This is a genomic window from Limnobaculum parvum, from assembly GCF_003096015.2.
GTDB classification, from domain to species: domain Bacteria; phylum Pseudomonadota; class Gammaproteobacteria; order Enterobacterales; family Enterobacteriaceae; genus Limnobaculum; species Limnobaculum parvum.
This window is the reverse complement of record NZ_CP029185.2, coordinates 1,646,896-1,664,919: the sequence shown is the minus strand read 5'-3', so window position 1 is coordinate 1,664,919 and position 18,024 is coordinate 1,646,896. Positions and strand designations below refer to the sequence as shown.

Sequence of the window (18,024 nt, the reverse complement as noted above, 5' to 3'; positions counted from 1 at the left end):
ATAAAATCTTTTATTTAAATAATAAGAATTGCTGTTTTCGAATTTAATGCGTGAGGTTATTCTTTAATAGAATTTTATTGTATTCTTCTATTGAACTGACTTTAGACTTTTCATCTATTTCCGGTAACCAGCAAATGGCTTTACCCGGCACGTTATCTTTTTCAAAGGTAGTTGTATCCAGATTGTCGTCACTAAAGGCCATATAGCTGTTGATCCACATCCATTCGTCATAACTCAGCGAGCTATCCGCCGTCAGGCAAAAGTGATCTATCATTTCAGTGGTGCCCGGCTTACACACTACACAACGGATCACATAGCTACGCAGCATTCCGCCGGTGCTGATTGGTGCCGCCATTGAAGTCAGCACCGCCTGAATATCCTGCCAGTTAAACTCTTTTTGCACCGGCTTGGTTACCCGAAAGAAAGGTGAAGTAAAAAGCCCTTTGGTACTTAAATTTAATAAAATATAGTCATAAATATATACCTTCCCGGTTTTACGATTTAACCGAATAGGACAATCTTTTGGCGCAAAGATGGAATGATTTAATAAAGTGGCAAAAAAATAAAAAAAACAGGCTCCAGTTAGTATTATTGCCCCCGATAAAACATTAACCGATACATATTCATCTTGCCATGTATTCGGATTATATGTACCTAACTGAAATACATTACTTAATAAAACATAAAAGCCGAAAAGGAAAAAGAACAGACAAAAAAGCAACGCAAAACCTAAAAGAGCATAAGCAAAATAATTACCATATCCCATACCAGAAGTACGACGGGACAATTCACAATAATTATCATTATAAAAACGCAGTTTTTTATTACTGGTTAATCGTTCACTTCGACTATAGATCCCTTTATACAGATCTTCCCGCCACATAGAGAGCTGAGGTGTATATTTTGATGGCATTCACCTTATCCTTTTGTTAATAGCCAGTCGATAATATCTTATACCTACTCTGGTAATATACCGGACAATAACAACAAATAAATTAGCTATTCAAGTAAGTATGATATTCATACCTGTCAGATTAAACGTATCACCTTTCCCCTGATACGTTTATCTGGCAGGCAGTAAAATAATATTATTTAGTTTGAATAACGCGCTGCGACTGACTGATACTCTTCCATCGAACTCACTTTCGCTTTTTCATCATATTCAGGCTTCCATATAATGGCTTTACCCGGCACATTATCTTTTTCAAAGGTAGTCGTATCCAGATTGTCGTCACTAAAGGCCATATAGCTGTTGATCCACATCCATTCGTCATAACTCAGCGAGCTATCCGCCGTCAGGCAAAAGTGATCTATCATTTCAGTGGTGCCCGGCTTACACACTACACAGCGGATCACATAGCTACGCAGCATTCCGCCGGTGCTGACCGGTGCCGCCATTGAGGTCAGCACCGCCTGAATATCCTGCCAGTCAAACTCTTTTTGCACCGGCTTGGTTACCCGAAAAAAGGGAGAGGTAAATAGCCCTTTGGTACTTAAATTTAATAAAATGTAGTCATAGATATATACCTTCCCGGTTTTACGATTTAACCGGATAGGACAATCTTTGGGTGCAAAGAGGGAATAATTAAGTAAAGTTGCAGAAAAACAAGAAAGCATGAATGCGACAATAATAGCAGTACTGGAAAACAATAAATCATTAGAATCATTATTCACTTTATAAAAGTGAATAATTGAAAAAAGATCAAAAATAAAAAATAAAAAAGTAAAAAGACAAAGAAGCAACATACAACTTAAAAGAATATAAACAAAATAGCTGCCGTATCCCATACCTGATGTTCGCCGAGATAATTCACAATAATCATCATTATAAAAGCGTAACTTTTTATTACTGGTTAATCGCTCACTTCGACTATAGATCCCTTTATACAGATCTTCCCGCCACATAGAGAGCTGAGGTGTGTATTTTGATGGCATTCACCTTATCCTTTTATTGATAGCCAATCGATAACATTAATTACCAATTCAGGTAATATACCGAACAATAACAATAAATAAATTAGCTATTCGGGTAAGTATGACATTCATACCCGTCAGACTAAACCTATCACCTTTTCCCTAATACCTTTATCTGGCGGGCAGTAAAAAGAATATCATTTAGTCTGCATAACGTGCTGCAACTGACTGATACGCTTGCGGTGAAGCAACTTTCGCTTTTTCATCGTATTCAGGCGTCCATATAATGGCTTTACCCGGCACGTTATCTTTCTCGAAGGTAGTCGTATCCAGATTGCCGTCACTAAAGGCCATATAGCTGTTGATCCACATCCATTCGTCATAACTTAGCGAACTGTCCGCCGTCAGGCAAAAGTGATCTATCATTTCAGTGGTGCCCGGCTTACACACTACACAACGGATCACATAGCTACGCAGCATTCCGCCGGTGCTGACCGGTGCCGCCATGGAGGTCAGCACCGCCTGAATATCCTGCCAGTTAAACTCTTTTTGTACCGGTCGGGTTACCCGAAAGAAAGGCGAAGTAAAAAGCCCTTTGGTACTTAAATTTAATAAAATATAGTCATAGATATATACCTTCCCGGTTTTACGGTTTAACCGGATAGGACAATCTTTTGGCGCAAAGATGGAATAATTTAATAAAGTGGCAAAAAAATAAAAAAAACAGGCTCCAGTTAGTATTACTGCCCCCGATAAAACATTAACCGATACATATTCATCTTGCCATGTATTCGGATTATATGTACCTAACTGAAATATATTCGTTATTAAAATATAAAACCCAAACAAAAAAACAAAAAAACAAAAAAACAACATAGAACCTAAAAGTGCATAAGCAAAATAATTACCATATCCCATACCTGGGGTACGCCGTGATAACTCACAATAATCATCATTATAAAAACGCAGCTTTTTATTACTGGTTAATCGCTCACTTCGACTATAGATCCCTTTATACAGATCTTCCCGCCACATAGAGAGCTGAGGTGTGTATTTTGATGGCATATTATTATCCCTGCTGTTGGTATTCTAAGCGCATTGGCATAGAGTTAACTTCTTTACCTTCTGCCCAATAATTAAGGAAACAGTATAACTGCTTTAGGCCGGATATTTCGCCAATCTTCTGTTCAATGGTAAATATACCCTTATTTTTTTCACTTATGCCATAAGTATGCTTTTCTGCATCCGAAGCCTCTTTAGCCAGCAACAGCTTATGCCCTTCAGGTATACCGGTAACGGGAATAAATTTAACCCTGTCTGCGGCTTTTTCTATCGTCAGGCGAATCGGTGCCCCCTGATAGCACTCAATAATCACTTCCCCTTCAAAGGTGCTTTTTTCAGTATATTGCGATAGTCCGGCCAACAGATAAAGGGAACCATAGAAATCCCGACTAATGGCATCTGCCGCAACAGGATTACCATTACCGCTTGCTGAGTCCGATATTCTTACATACCAGGGAACTTCCGGGTGGATAGCGTTGACCAGCTTCTTCTCTGACATATTTTTGGCAACAAACAAATAGCTGCCAGAAATACAGGCGAAATAGTCATTAATAGCTTTACCCACATCCGCTTCTGTCGCCTGGTAAGGGACACCCTTTTCTGTATGATCGTGCTTACCAAACAGACACCGATTGAACCACAGCTCAATGGGCGACCAGTTATCTGATTCCGAACCAGTGGCAACTAAATATGCACCTAACAGTGCTAAACCTATCGCAAACAATAACCAACCGATTGGCGTAGCTCCGACAAAAACGGCAAAATATAACAATATACTACCTGACAGTATTCCTAATACACCTCCTAAAAATACTAACACTCCATCATTCCCATCCCCTCTAGCAATCATCCTAATCCCCGAACATACATCCATAATCCCATCCAATATCGCCACCCCCGCTAAAACAACCCCCGTCCCCTTTATAAAAGAGCTGGCCCCCGGGATCATCTGCGAGAATATTCCCCCACGACGTAACACACCAACAACTTTAACCAGTTGTGCTCCCATCTGGCTTATCATTATTCCTGAAGTCAACAACGCCTTAGCCATACTGGCAACAATCTTATCGTGTTGCGCTTTGGGTAACTGTTGCTGTTGAAGCAGCTTACGGTTTGCATTGAAGCTCAACATTTGCAACAGCACCATAATACCGTTGATCACCGCCGCTTTGCCTTCCGCTATAATGGCCCTACGTCTAACTTGTTTTATTGCATTCAACATTTCATCCGCAGTCAGGTCTCTTGCTAACTCCACCGGTACCCGCATTTGAGCACCGTCGATCTGGCTGGCCTGCACCAAAGAGGAGCTATTAACCATTCCCCCACCAGAATTCTTATGCGCCGTTAAAAACTGCTCTAGGTGCTGCATGCTGGCAAAATCATCCGCAATCAACACCATTTCTATTTTAATTTTATTATTTAATACGTTACTTGAATGGTTACCCTGAATTTCCCAGTTACCACTGGTTTTTTTAACTTCAATAGTTTGTCCACCACTTCTGACCGATACGGATTTCTCTCCCTCATACGTGGACATCACTGCCCGATATATTTCAGGTAAATCCCTGATTCGGGCATTAAAGGTAAAACGCCGGGCCTCTATATTAGAAAATGCCTTAACCGCTTCTTCAAAGTGCCCTTTCATTAATGCGCTATTAATTCGTTTAGCACTTTCAGGCCCGTTGGCTATGCCGGCAACACTCCAGCCCACCAGTTCCTCAAACGCGGCAATAAACAGCGTTTTATTGTGATATGGAATATCCGCCAACTGTGATGACGTATCGACGCCTTTCGATACATCACCTATTTTTTCCTGTGTTTTATCGTTATCATCCAGTTTTTCCTGCAATAACCAGCTCCACAGGCTCTTTTCTCCCCCGCTTAACACATGGAAATAGAAAGTCTTATCGTTGCGCATCAAACTATCCCAAATTGCATATTGTTCGGGAAGTTTTGCCAGTGTCACATTACCTTTGAGCATTGCGATAGCATCATCAATATACCCTTTATGGGCATCCAACCCATCTGACTCACATTCAATCAACCAGAATTCAACGCTGTTATATCTCTTCACCTTAATCGCTTCAGTGGAGGGTTTTGACTCGCTGCCAAACAGCCAAGTCACGTACATCAGGTAATCGTAATTATGTTGCTCAATTTCAGACAACAGCCTTTTAAATGCAGCGTTATTATCCTTTTCAAAGGTATCAAGTTTATCGGTGGAAAGTCGCTTCTGCAGTTTTTCCCACTCTTTTTTAAAGCCAAACTCAGCGGCCTTTTCTGGCGTAAGAACCAGCCGGGTCTTCGGCGTCAGGCTAGAAACTTTATCCGTTGGCGGTAAAGTAACTTCCTCCCAGCCTTCGCTCAACAGTCGAGCCTTTTCCTTGGCATTATAGGCATCGCCTCGGGGATCTCCGGTAGTGGAAGAAAAATCCCGATATTGTGGTTGAGTAAATTTTTCGTCAAAGTAGTCTTGTAATCCGGATTTATACCCGTTAATGCAGGACATAATCTTGCGTCGATATACCAGATCTTGTTTAAAATAATCCGGTACTCTAGCTGATGTTAATTTTGCCGATGTATTGGGAGGGTTTTGGAAAACTTTAAACAATTCTTCACTGAGTTTTTTTAATGGCAATTTGCCATCCAATGCCCGGTCCATATAACTGTCAATCGCCGATTGCCCATTCCTCTTATTCCCCATCGCATCAGTATTTTCAGCGTAGTCTTTAAACGCTTTTTGAATATTATCGTCCATTAATTTGGCCTGTTCCCAAGCTGGCATAATTAATGGTTCACAATTTATCAGACGCTGTTTATTAAACTCTTCTGCCAATCCAAAGGTATCTTCAACTAATACCACTCCGACTTTACAGTTATTCTTTTTAGCCAAATGTGCGGCAATATTATTTAATTTATCTTTAGTGCCTTTTTTAGCCAGAGAATTAAAGTTGTGTGCCGTGTCAAACTTACCTTTCAGCGTTTCATTCTCAAACTCTAATAATTTAATTTCACCGTTTATCAATTTATCAAAATCAAAACTTCTGCCGGGCGATAATTTAGCTGGTTCAGCCTTTGAACCATCATTAATGGTCACTTGAGTAAAGCGCGTTAAGTCCGCATCTGCTGATGTATATTTTAAACGCACCTTCTCTGACCATGCCCGCCGACTGTAGGCAACCCATACCGTTTCTTTATGGATAGACATATCAACGTTAATAAATAACGAAGGCAAAGTGTGATCGTTCTTAACGCAGCTTTCAGCTAACGGTTTAACATCGGTTTCATGCATTTCTTTAACAGTGCGGTAACGAAAGGCGCCATCAGGCGTTACTTCATATCCTAAAAATTCTTTATTTCCACCTAACTTAGTCTCTACCAGAACATAAACATAACCGGTTCTTAACGTTCTTAGTACATATTCATGTGCTTTCAACGTCTCTTCCGGTTCTCTGTCGTTCAATGACGGAATACCAGCCGACCAGTTAATACCATTTAGCTGTTTTTTTACCACTGACTTTCTAACTAAAAATAGAGGAAAACCTAAACGTTCGCAGACACCACAACCACCGTTAGAAATATCCGCAGCTTTTTTAGCTTCAACACAATTTGTTTTATGATCGCTCATCGATGAATCCCTGTTATTTGCTGTCCAGTGATAAAAAAACATGCTCATCTAACTGACTAAATCTTTCAGCTAAACTACCTTCATCTTTCAATACTGAGGCTATTTCCGCTGAAAGTTTCGGACTGTTTAATAAGTTACCGTACTGCAGTGAATTTAAAGAAAATACGAAGTTATCCTCTGTATTTAATAGTCCAATATTCCGACCTGTTCTATATATTTCAGCAACGTCCATCAAACGACGTTCAGTCAAAGGTATTCCTCTTTGTTCACACAACTCATGCCATGCTAAAAAAAGGTGGAGGATCTTTCGGGCCTCTCGCTGATATAACTTAGCCTCTTCGGTAATAAAAACTTCCCTATCCAATAGTGAATAATCCGTCTGACGGATAGTCTTTAAGCCCGATGTGGCAGAGAAATAGCTGTAGGTTTCAATATCTTTTAATGCAGAGATTAACCACTCAGGACAAATGGAATTTCCTTCCTGAAGTAGTTGCATTCTGAAAGGCTCAAAATAGGGAACAAAAGACAGGCCCATCGTTCTCCCCATTAATAGTCCAATATCAACAAGACGCTCTGACAGAGTTTGAAGATTAACTTTGCTGGTTATCCAGCTACATACATAACGCTTTGTGTATGTACTCTCTTTTCTTGCCCAATTCAGACTGTTCCTGATGAGTTCGATATCAACATCTTGACTGGGATTAGCAATAATCATCAATTGAGGACACGATAACGGATCATAAGCAATTTCGGGACGCAATACGGGCATAACCCGGTTTTTACCTAACATTTCCGTTAATGTATCTATATGTATTGGGCTTAGATTTCCCATTGGTACCAACGGGTCAAGCAATAAGTAGCGATAGAGAGAACGGTCATGGTTTATAACGGATAATAATGCATCCATATTTATAAGTTCTCCTTACAAGAGGACCCAGCAGGCAGCACTGGCGCTGGCGGTGAATAACTTTCAGGTCCAATAATATTGAGGCTTGCCATTTTCACTTTCAGGTCCCCAGGTCCAATAAACGTAATTCCCCCACCTTCCATCACAATGGCGGCCCCATCACATGCCAGCGTCAAACGATTCTTTGCAACTACCATGACTTCGCTATCCGTACTGGTAATCACCATATTCTGCTTAGAGGTTAAATGCATTTCATCATCTTGAGCTTGAAGTTCTAACTTACCTTTACCGGCAAAAATTTTGATCCCCATTTTATTGGCAAACAGGCTAATAACTTCACCGGCTGTGACAACAAAACGCTTAAAGGCACTGATATCAACGGTATTCTGAGCCGTTTGAATGATGTTTTCACCTGCCGTATTTTGAATGCTCGAAGGGGTAACTGAAGCAATTCCGGCTGGTGCATAGGTTAAAACCGCCTGGCCTTTTAAGGTATCAAGTGATGATTGTAATAATGCACTCTGGGCTTGAAGATCTGCCAGCTCCGCTTTCGCGGCTTCTGCCATTTGATTCAGTGATTCCACCATTTTGTGCGCCTGCTCTAATTCAGCAATCACACTGTCCATCGTTAACTGTTGCTTCTGAGCTTTTGACTGTTCTTCCGCACTAATAAACAGCCCTTTCCCCGCCCGTATAGCCCCCCACTCATCGGTGCGTAGCTCAAACCCTTCTCCCCGCTGTTTCCGTTCGGCATCCACCAGATGCCCCATATTCAGCTGGGTTTTGCCGTATTCGGTGGCGACTTTGATGTGCTCTTTGCCGCGCTCGTCGTCCATTCGCAATTTGTTATTGGCTGGGGTGCGGATCAGGTTGCGTTTATGGTTGGCAAGAGTGACCACATCCCCATGACGGGAGTCGTGCATGGCGTGGGCGATATACGGTCGGTCGGGGTTGCCTTCGGTGAAGGCGATAGCCACTTCGGTGCCGTCAATCAGCGGGAAGTGGATGCCGTAGGTTTCACCGGCGTAGGATTTCGCCAACCGCATCCACAAACTCTCTTCCCCTTTACGCCAGTTGTCGTTCAGGTCGAAGTCCATCTTCACCCGATAGCGACCCTGTGCGTCGATATAACTGTAGGTGTCGTTATCCGGGCTGGTGACCCTTGCCGGTAAGGTGCCGCTGATGGTTGGCCAAGGCAAACGAGCTGGACGGTAAGGCCGCAGTACGTCGTAAGGAATTGCGGTGAAGCTGATGACATAGGCCTGTTGACGGTCACCCTGAGTCTCTACTGAAACAATCAGAATGCCGCTGCCCGCTTCGGCTATTGGCGAGCCGGATACGGTCAGAATTTGCCCCGGTGCCAGATGGGATAAGGTGGTCTTTCCGCTGATGGTGATTTGTTCAGTCATAAAGCGCTGATGGCGCAGGCGAGCATACCACGCGCCTTGACCCACGCCTTCTGGCTCTTCGCTGGCAGCTGCGTCACTTTCACTGCCGCTCAAGCCATTGAGCAGGTCCCCACCTTTATCGGATAAGCCCCCCAGCGAACTGCCGACGCTGTCGAAAGCCCCTTTGGCCTGACCCGCCATGTTCTGTACCGTACAGGTCACGCCGGAAACCGCTGAACGAGCAGAGGAACCCACTGAACCCGCGGCAGCGCTGGCGATATTGCCCATACCCGCAGCCGATGTTCCTCCGGCGATACCCGCTGGCGAGGGTAATGAAACCCCACCCTTAACGCCGCTGACCGCACCGCCCACCGAGCCTGCCACGCCGCTTAACTGGCTGACGCCGGGGATATCCCCTAAGCCGTTTGGCATCATATTGCTGAACTGACCGACTAAATCATCCTGTGCATTGGCGTGGTTGGTGTCTTCGCCTTTGTCGCGATAGTGCTCACCGTAAACATAATGTTGACCGCGGGTGGTGTTATCTTTTTGCGCGCTGTTAACGTCGGACTTCATGCCGGTTTGGGCGTTACGGTAGTTATAGTCTTGGGTCAGCACATTTTTGGGCACGGTCTTGCGGGCTACCGACATATCCCATACCGATTCCACCCCGTTGTCGTTATTGCCTGAAGGCTGACGATAGCTGGCGGTTGGGCCGTCCTGATATTGCTGTTCACAATCGCCAAACACCACCACATCACAGTTGTGTTTGGTGTGGGTTTCAAAGCGGAACCAGATACCGCTGTCCGCCAGCAACCGGCGAATAAAGGTCAGGTCGCTCTCTTGCCATTGAGAGATGTACTCTTTGACCGGGTAGCTTTCCGTGAGCTCAAAGCGGAAATCCACCCCGGTCATTTCGTGTTGACGCAGCACCTGCTCTACCACTTGGGGAACCGTCTGGTTCTGGTAGATAGCGCTGTTTTGGGTGTTCTCCAGCAGGGCTAAACGCGGGGCCAGCGTAATGGCGTAACGGGCTTCGTCTGCCGATGTGGCTAACTGACTGAACGCGGTGACCACGCCGTATAAAATTCGGGTTTCGCTTTCACTACCGCCTAGTGAACGGGTGATACCGCTGAGGGTCGACAGGCTGGAGCCGGCTTTGCCCAGTAAGCCTGAGGCTTTACCGGCGATGCCGCCAACCGAGTCCGCCATTCCCCCCAGTTGGCTCATCGCCGAGCTGGCCTGATTCACCCTGCCCATGCCGCGACTCGCCATCTGGCTCACGCTGTTAATGGAAAAACCACCGGAAAGCGAGTTGGACGCACTGCCAATCTTGTCGCTGAACATCCCGCCAAAGGCGTTAAACGCGCTCATCAGTTCATTACTTAACTGACCGGCAACGCCGCTTAGGCTGCTGATACCGCCGGGCGCCAGCGTAAACACCGCTTTTTCACTCAGCACCTGTTCCATGCTCAGGCCGTGCTGCGCGGTAAACTGAATGTCGTATTGCCAAGCCTCACTCAGGTGTTCATGGCCCTGTACGCTTAACACAGAAAGTTGAGCGTTCAATCCGTCTATCGCCAACTGATAACGGTTGATGCCATCACCTAATGATGAAAAGCTGGCGGCTGAACCACTGCGGTTACTACTGCTACTCTGGCCGACCATTCCCCCAAGACCATAGGCCTGAAGCTGTTCGTCCAGCAGATCTTTACCCTTTGTTATCAGTTGGTCTTTCATTCCGTTATTCCTTTTCTGACTCGTAAACGCCCAAGGTTATCTCTGCTTCCGGTGCAGAATGTGTCATTGCGGTCGTGTCGTGTTCAATAATATCCAGCGTAATGCCTTCCTGCTCGCGGTAACCCAAGGCCAGCGCTTTGGCTTTCTTCTGCTGTGACTGCATTTGCAGCAGGGTTTGTGACAGTACCGGCAAAATTTGCTGATTCAGCAGGCTATCGATATTGCGGGCACCGCTGTCCGGCAATAAACAGGCGCTCACCAGTTCGTCAAACAAACTCTCTTCAACCCGAAACTCAATGCCGTAGTGGCGCTGTAATCTTTCCGCCACGTTGCCCATTTTTATCGCCACAATTTTTCTTAACGCGTCGGCCCCCAGCGGGCGGTAAATCACGGTCTGGAAACGGGCCAGTAAAGCCGGTTGGAAGTGGTCGCGCAGAATAGGATGAATCACTTCATGCAGCATGGCGGTGGTCGCCTGAGGTTGCTCTTCCAGCAACGCCATCATGTAGTCGCTGCCGAGGTTGGCGGTCATCAGAATAACGGTATTGCGAAAATCAATTTCACGCCCTTCACCGTCGCGCATAAAGCCTCGGTCAAAGACCTGATAAAACAGATTGATGACGTCCTTATGGGCTTTTTCTACTTCATCCAGCAGCACGACGCTGTAAGGGCGACGGCGTACCGCTTCGGTCAGGATGCCCCCCTGTCCGTAGCCCACATAGCCAGGCGGGGAGCCTTTCAGTTGGGAAACCGTATGGGCTTCCTGATATTCAGACATATTGATGGTGATCAGCGAGCGTTCACCACCAAACAGGCTATCCGCCAGCGCCAGCGCGCTTTCGGTTTTACCAATCCCCGATGGGCCTACCAGTAAGAATACCCCCAACGGTCCCTTCTCCGGGGTCAGGCCGGTTTTTGCCGCCCGTAAACGCTGGGCCAGCGATATCAGCGCTTCATCCTGCCCGATGACTCTTTCTGCCAGTTTGCTTTCCAACGTCAGCAGGTTGCTTTGCTCATCTTTCATCAGGCTTTCTAATGGAACCCCGGTCCAGTCGGCGATAACGCTAGCAACGGTGCGGCTGTCTACGTCCAGCGACAACAGCGGTACCGAGTCCTGTACGTTGTAAAGCTGTTGCTGAAGTTGGTTAATCTGCTCGGTTATCTCCTGCGGCGTTTGCGGTATATCCGTTTGGTTCAGCCAAGAGCGCAGCTCTATCAGTTGCTCAATAATTTGCTTTTCGTTAGTAAACTGTACGGTGCGCTGCTCAATTTGTTGGATCAGCCCTTGCTGCTCGACTTTAATCTTATCCAAACGTGACTCGGGGATGGCTTCCCCCAGTTCTTTATCTTCACTCAGGGCGATGTACTCGTACTCCCGTGCTGAAAGCTGTGCTTCTAGCAGCGTTATCTCTTCGGGAATAGTATCTAACCCCATACGCACTCGGGCTGATGCGGTATCCAGCAAATCCACCGCTTTGTCCGGTAGCTGACGACCCGTAATATAGCGGCGCGACAGTGAAACTGCGGTACGTACCGCTTCATCTAAAATATGAACCCCGTGGTGCTGTGCATAGCGAGACTTTAGGCCGCGCAGCATCAGCGCGGCGGTGTCGTCGTCTGGCTCATCCACTTTCACCATTTGGAAGCGGCGTTCCAATGCCGCGTCGCGCTCAAAATACTGTTTGTATTCAGACCAAGTGGTGGCGGCGATGGTACGCAGTTCCCCCCGAGCCAGCGCGGGTTTCAGCAAGTTAGCCGCATCGGCTCCCCCGGCCTGATTGCCCGCCCCAATAATGGTATGGGCTTCATCGATAAACAGCAGGATTGGGGTGGGCGATTGCTGTACCGCGTCAATCACGTTTTTTAGCCGCTGCTCAAATTCACCTTTCACGCCAGCACCGGCCTGTAGCAAACCTAAGTCCAGCGTATGAATATTGACCGATTTTAAGCTGTCCGGCACGTTGCCTTCGGCAATACGCAGGGCTAAGCCTTCTACCAGCGCGGTTTTTCCTACGCCGGGTTCCCCCACCAAAATCGGGTTGTTTTTACGACGGCGGGATAAGATATCCACCATCTGACGAATTTCCACATCGCGACCAAATACCGGATCGATTTTTTGTTCTTTTGCTCTGGCAGTCAGGTTGATGGTGAAACGGTCTAATGCGGTAGGCTGTGCCGGTGGTGGTGCCGTTTTATTTAATGTGCTGGCACCCGGTGCAGTTGGGGCGATATCGGCACTGGCAAAGTCAGCGCTCTCGTAAGTGGGTGCGTTGACCCGTTCCGGGCTCTCATCGGAGAGTTCGTCCAGAATGGGTAATAGACGCTGAAGCTGAACCTGAGAAACGCTGAGTAAAGGCCACGCGTCTCGGGCTTTCAGCCATTGGGGATTGTCGCAAAGCGCCTGAAGAATGTGGGCTGAACGCACGGAATCGGCTTGATTTTCCAGCGAGGCGATAAGCCAGGCTGACTTTAACAGCTCTTGTACCACGCCGGATAATACCGGTTTCTGCTGTACCGTATGGGGTAAAGTTTCCAGTTGATTGAGCAGTGCTTGCCATACGCTGTCCAAATCCAGCTCATAGCGACGAGCGATCACCGTCATATCGCCGCACCCTTGCTCCAGCAATTTCAGTAACCAATGTTCTAAAGTAATTTCTGGATGTGCGCGCGTCTGACACAGGCTGGCAGCAGCCTCTAACGCTTTGGCGCAATAGGGGTTTAATCGACGTAGTAATACGGAAGGATCGGTGATCATTGGCTGCTCCCTGGCACAATATGATTTTATCTTGGAGATAGATGCATGATTTTATCTTGGTGATAAATGCACCGGCAGAAGCCCACCGGTGCATCATGGCGGTAATGCCCTAAGTCATTGGAACCGTGGCAAGGCAGAAAGTGAACGCCGCGCCTGTTTCAAGGACGTCGGGAATTTAACCGCGACCTTCGTTCCAGCTATCAGCATGGATGATGTTGCCATCTTTATAAGTCCATGTGATTTTTTCGTAGCGCACTTCCACTTCTTCTAAGTGGTTGTAACGCTCTTTGCTTGGATCTTTGATGTTGTGCATGATGGGTTTGATAGAAACCACTTTCACGCTGTCCATCAGGGTGTTGAAGTACTCGACTTCCTGACCAGAATCATCAATACGGAACCATTTGATTTCAGCTGATTTCAGGGTTTGACCGGTGGTCACCGCTTTGTACAAATAAGGGGATGAAGAATCCACTTCTTTCACAAAGGTTAAAGGCGCATGTACGCGAGTACCGGTTAATTTGCCGGTGTTACCATCGGTGGGAATATGAACCTTATGGTCAAACTCAACCAGTTCAATACTGCCTTCACGTCCTTGAACCGTCACCGATCCCTTGATGTCTGCACCACCATCATCTTTAACAAACAGATATGCAGGAATTGCCATTACTCTCTCCTTAGTTTTGTTGAGATATCTGATGCCCGGCTTGTGGCTGACATGCCGAAGCGTCTGGCACCAAACTGATTTCCACCCGGCGGTTAGCCGCTCTTCCTTCTGCTGTCTCATTGTCAGCAATGGGTTGAGTTGCCCCGTACCCCTGAATGGCGAAACAGGTCTTCTCGATATCACTGGTGTGTATCATCCAGTCGCGGACCGATTCCGCTCTGGCCAGTGACAGCGTCTGATTACTTTCTGGATTTCCTGTGACATCGGTATGGCCCGCAATCAGAATCAGCCACCCCGGCTTGGCTTTAATGTTAATTAAAGCGTCTACAAGAATTTTGGTTGAACCACTTTTCAGTTGGGCCTTCCCGGCGTCAAACAGCGACATGCTGTCGAGGCGGACCAGCTTCGGTACGTCCTCTACCGGAGGCGGCGGAGGCGGTGGCTGGTAATTTTTAATCGCCACATCCAACGGCAGGATTAATCGCCCGGCGGTGTACAATCCCACCCCCAACCGTTCGGGTTCGCCTTCCCGGTAATACTTATCTAACAGTTGGCGGTCTGTTTTCAGCACATTCAGGCGGGTTAACTTTTCGTCATAGCTGTCCATAGCTACCTGCCGGTAGGCATTCAGATCGCCTGCGACATGTTGCAGCAATTGGCGGTTGTGATAAGCCGATGAGCATAATGCCATCGCCGCAAATATCGCCGTCAGTATGACCGCATGACACAGCGCCCTTTTCTTGGCCGGTAACGGACAGTACACCGGCATGTCTTCCACCAAGCGCTCTGGCAAGGCGATCGACTGATTCGTTTCAGCCGCCGCCGGAAGCGATAACGTAGTGGCATCGTGTAAATAGCGCTGCCAGACGTTTTCACTTTCACCCGCCAAACGGATGTTCAGGCACGCTACCGCCCCCGGTATCCACTGGGGAACCGGCTGTTGTGTATCATTGAGTACTGAAATGACCTGCTCATCCAGCCACTGTTGTAAGGTTTTCAACATCACCGCCAGATGTTGGCGCCGATGTTGATGCGGTTGCTCTGCCTGCTGACACCACAGGTTTAGCGGCGTGTGGCAGTCATCCAGAATACGTATTCCCGAACTCTGTTGATTCCACCAGAACCACGGCGCTGATTCTGAGGGCTCTTCACCCAGTCGGGCATTAACCGCCAAGTACCCCGGCAGCTTGTAACCGCTGGTTTTACTGGCATCCGCCCATGACTGGCGAAAGGTTTGCAGATATCCTGCCAGCGACGGGCCGTTGATATATCGTTCAGGCGTCAGCGTGAACAGAACGCCTATCCTTCCTGCCATCTCGGGCCAGCGTCCGCTCAGGGCGTCTGCCGTCAGAGAGAGCGTCGACATATCCGGTACTGCAATCCAGATACACTTACCGCTTATCGCTACTTGCTGATTGTCTTGTTCCGCAAAGTAACGGGGGGTCGCATCGCCGGTGACGAATATCACCGGTAACCGGCGTCTCAGTCGCGCCGGCAATGCTTCCAGTTGTCCGTCTAGCGCATCCAGATAAGGTGATACCTGTTTAACCTGTTTGGTATACCGTAAGGTGCGCCACCCTTTATATCCGCTGACCAACAGCGTCAGCACACAACCTATAACTACCCAGCCGGTCGGCAAAGGTAGGAAGAACAGCAGCAGAGCCAGACAGAGACAGGTGGCATACAGCAGCTGCACTCGCCAAGGGTAATCACCCACATTCACATCCTTAATTTCAATCCCACGTCGATTTTGCAATGCCGTCTCGTTGTGCAGGACGCCTTACCCCATCGATAAGGGGCAACCCGGGTATGACGCTAAACTATCCACTCCGCTTAAAGTCAACACCGCCGGGACTTTCCCTATTGCTGTGTAAGTTTCTCTCTCCTGTAAAACGCCTGATTAATTGCATGGATTTTCATACCGGTTGCCGTCACAGCGCCGGATTGAAACGTTGTTATGCATCCTGTAATAGCTGAACCAGCGTGCTGTCCAGATGCTGGCGTAACAGCATGTACAGTAAAATCACCGCCATCACTGAAATACCGGTCCAGAACAGCAGCGAAGAACGACGCCAAAAGCCGCCTTTCCCCTGCACTGCGTTAATTGTTGGCGCGTTGTTACCCGTTGAAGACTTCGGCAACAGATCGCGTACCGCCATCACCAGTTGTTCTCTTTCCGTTTGTGGCTGTGCCAGATAACGGCCCTGAAAGCCCAACCCCAAAATGCGGTCGTAGCAAGCCAGCACGAGCTGAGCCCCTTCCGGATGGCCAATACGCTGGCGAATGCGTTCAAACAGCTCATCACCGGCTCGATACGTTTTAAAGAAGGTGACCTGTAGCGGCGTGCCCTGCCAAACGTTGTAACCTTCATCGCTATTGCGTAACAGGACGGTTTCATCCAGTAAGGCACAGGCGGCGTAGCTGATGTCGTTAACCACGTCCGTGCTGCATTGCATGTCGGTTAAGCGTTTACGCAGTTGCTCGATCTGCTCTACGCAGCGATTGTACAGCGCTTCCCCCTGTTCAACCACTGACCCCGCGCGCAAATGCACGACGGTCAGGGCGGTATCACGCAACAGTTCATCAATGGAAATAGTTTTCAGGTTTTGGCTCATGATTTAAGTACCGCAAACAGTTCCAGCGAAACGTCCGGCAACGAGCGCGGAACGTAAAACTCGCAGCAACGTGCCGCCAGCATGCTTTGCGCGGCCGAATGGGTTAAGTCCAGCGCAAAGTACTGGTTATCCAGCCGCAGCGGGATGGCTGCCGGTACATGACTTAATGCTTTTAGCGGAACGCCGGACAGCGCCGAGTTGATGATTTGATTCACATCGTCCGGAGAGCCCACTTTGCACAGCACCGGCATCAGTTCCAGCAGTTGATGCGCCGGTAACGATGAGCGCACCGACAGGTAGAAATCGGTCTCTTCCGTCAGGCGGCTGTCTTGTAGGCGACCAGACCAGCGGGTTCCGTTGCTGTGAACCAGATCGATGGCAATCACCCTTGACGGTAGGCTGGCTTCCAGCAGTTGACCAATCAGTTTAAACAGCGGCGGGAATACCCTATCCAATTGGTCATGCTGATAAGACGGGATGGCCTCAACGTCATGCTCCAGCGAAAACGTCAGCAACGCGCCCGCCAGAGAGACCAGTTGCTGATACAGTCGCTCAGGATGGGTAACCGGGTACTGGTGCAGAAACTTCAGCAGCGGCTCATGGCTGTTCAGGGCATTGAGCAGCCAGAACAGTGACACATCCGCCACGGCAAACTCCGCCATTTGCTGATTGCGCTCACGACGCATTCCCATCAGGCGCTGGCGCTTTGACTGCACTTGCGTGCATAACATGTCCAGCTGTTGGGTCAGCACGCCATTACTGGCGGTGAGGCTCAGTAGCGGTGGTAAAAATGCCGGTTCAATGGCAAACAGGCCGTTAGCATCGCGCTTTAGTCGAATCAATGGACAGGTGAGATAATCTCCCTGTTCTTCAAAATCAAACAGCAGCGTCAGTGCATAACGCTCAACGGCAATGGATTCATTCCCCTGACCGAATATGTCTTGCGTTTCGACCCATTCCTGCCGGTAGCGTAATGGTCGCTCCGAGTAGTGACCGTCCTGATGGCAGTTTCCACCATTAGCATGTAACAGCGGCAACCCCAACAGCACCGTCACATCATGACGATCGGCTGGAATGCTGTGTTTCAGATCGCGAGCCGGAGGCAGCGCATCAGAGACGTCGGTATCTATCCAACTGCCATCGGGAAAACGCACGCTTAAACTTTCGGCATTGAGTCTATTCAAGGCTAAAGCTTGGGTGTCAAACATTACGCGCTGGACGCCCCAAGGATTAGCCAGGCCGAGCCTGGCAATCTGATCGTTACTAAACGCTTCCCATCGACTTTGCTGCTGGAATTGTTCCGGCGACAAAAACGCACCTTCGCTCCATAACGGGCGGTGGATCTTCATTA

General features: G+C 47.8%; 11 protein-coding genes. All 11 read right to left on the bottom strand.

Annotation, left to right across the window (positions count from 1 at the left end):
• Positions 1-43: 43 nt before the first annotated feature.
• Positions 44-913, bottom strand: coding sequence for a DUF6708 domain-containing protein (locus HYN51_RS06770; protein WP_108899325.1), 870 nt, complete (start codon positions 911-913; stop codon positions 44-46).
• Positions 914-1,092: 179 nt separating this feature from the next.
• The gene (locus HYN51_RS16320) at positions 1,093-1,617 is read right to left on the bottom strand and encodes a DUF6708 domain-containing protein (protein ID WP_329958631.1); all 525 of its coding nucleotides are present in this window, start codon (positions 1,615-1,617) and stop codon (positions 1,093-1,095) included.
• A 498-nt stretch (positions 1,618-2,115) separates the two neighbouring features.
• Positions 2,116-2,979: a DUF6708 domain-containing protein gene (locus HYN51_RS06760; RefSeq protein ID WP_108899323.1), complete on the bottom strand. Its 864-nt coding sequence runs from the start codon at positions 2,977-2,979 to the stop codon at positions 2,116-2,118.
• 4 nt (positions 2,980-2,983) lie between these two features.
• Entirely contained in the window at positions 2,984-6,604 is a 3,621-nt protein-coding gene (locus tag HYN51_RS06755; protein ID WP_108899322.1) for a T6SS effector BTH_I2691 family protein, read from the bottom strand.
• Positions 6,605-6,617: 13 nt separating this feature from the next.
• Positions 6,618-7,511, bottom strand: coding sequence for a hypothetical protein (locus HYN51_RS06750; protein ID WP_108899321.1), 894 nt, complete (start codon positions 7,509-7,511; stop codon positions 6,618-6,620).
• Between the two features lie 2 nt (positions 7,512-7,513).
• Entirely contained in the window at positions 7,514-10,639 is a 3,126-nt protein-coding gene (vgrG, locus tag HYN51_RS06745) for a type VI secretion system tip protein VgrG (protein WP_108899320.1), read from the bottom strand.
• A gap of 4 nt (positions 10,640-10,643) precedes the next feature.
• Complete coding sequence (gene tssH / locus HYN51_RS06740) at positions 10,644-13,394, bottom strand: type VI secretion system ATPase TssH (RefSeq protein ID WP_108899319.1); 2,751 nt, start codon at positions 13,392-13,394, stop codon at positions 10,644-10,646.
• A 175-nt stretch (positions 13,395-13,569) separates the two neighbouring features.
• Positions 13,570-14,058, bottom strand: a complete 489-nt coding sequence (locus HYN51_RS06735; protein WP_108899318.1) for an Hcp family type VI secretion system effector — start codon at positions 14,056-14,058, stop codon at positions 13,570-13,572.
• 10 nt (positions 14,059-14,068) lie between these two features.
• Positions 14,069-15,814 carry an OmpA family protein gene (locus HYN51_RS06730; protein WP_157952998.1) on the bottom strand — a complete coding sequence of 582 codons (1,746 nt, stop codon included), beginning with the start codon at positions 15,812-15,814 and terminating at the stop codon, positions 14,069-14,071.
• 199 nt (positions 15,815-16,013) lie between these two features.
• Positions 16,014-16,673, bottom strand: a complete 660-nt coding sequence (gene tssL, locus HYN51_RS06725; protein WP_108899316.1) for a type VI secretion system protein TssL, short form — start codon at positions 16,671-16,673, stop codon at positions 16,014-16,016.
• The gene (gene tssK, locus HYN51_RS06720; protein ID WP_108899315.1) at positions 16,670-18,022 is read right to left on the bottom strand and encodes a type VI secretion system baseplate subunit TssK; all 1,353 of its coding nucleotides are present in this window, start codon (positions 18,020-18,022) and stop codon (positions 16,670-16,672) included. The genes tssL and tssK overlap by 4 nt, the downstream gene beginning before the upstream one ends.
• Between the last annotated feature and the right edge of the window lie 2 nt (positions 18,023-18,024).

Excerpts from the sequence above, each read along its gene's own strand:
- HYN51_RS06755 (WP_108899322.1), bottom strand. The coding sequence starts at position 6,604 with ATGAGCGATCATAAAACAAATTGTGTTGAAGCTAAAAAAGCTGCGGAT.
- HYN51_RS16320 (WP_329958631.1), bottom strand. The coding sequence starts at position 1,617 with ATGCTTTCTTGTTTTTCTGCAACTTTACTTAATTATTCCCTCTTTGCA.
- vgrG (WP_108899320.1), bottom strand. The coding sequence starts at position 10,639 with ATGAAAGACCAACTGATAACAAAGGGTAAAGATCTGCTGGACGAACAG.
- tssK (WP_108899315.1), bottom strand. The coding sequence starts at position 18,022 with ATGAAGATCCACCGCCCGTTATGGAGCGAAGGTGCGTTTTTGTCGCCG.
- HYN51_RS06770 (WP_108899325.1), bottom strand. The coding sequence starts at position 913 with ATGCCATCAAAATATACACCTCAGCTCTCTATGTGGCGGGAAGATCTG.
- tssH (WP_108899319.1), bottom strand. The coding sequence starts at position 13,394 with ATGATCACCGATCCTTCCGTATTACTACGTCGATTAAACCCCTATTGC.
- HYN51_RS06750 (WP_108899321.1), bottom strand. The coding sequence starts at position 7,511 with ATGGATGCATTATTATCCGTTATAAACCATGACCGTTCTCTCTATCGC.
- HYN51_RS06735 (WP_108899318.1), bottom strand. The coding sequence starts at position 14,058 with ATGGCAATTCCTGCATATCTGTTTGTTAAAGATGATGGTGGTGCAGAC.
- HYN51_RS06760 (WP_108899323.1), bottom strand. The coding sequence starts at position 2,979 with ATGCCATCAAAATACACACCTCAGCTCTCTATGTGGCGGGAAGATCTG.
- tssL (WP_108899316.1), bottom strand. The coding sequence starts at position 16,673 with ATGAGCCAAAACCTGAAAACTATTTCCATTGATGAACTGTTGCGTGAT.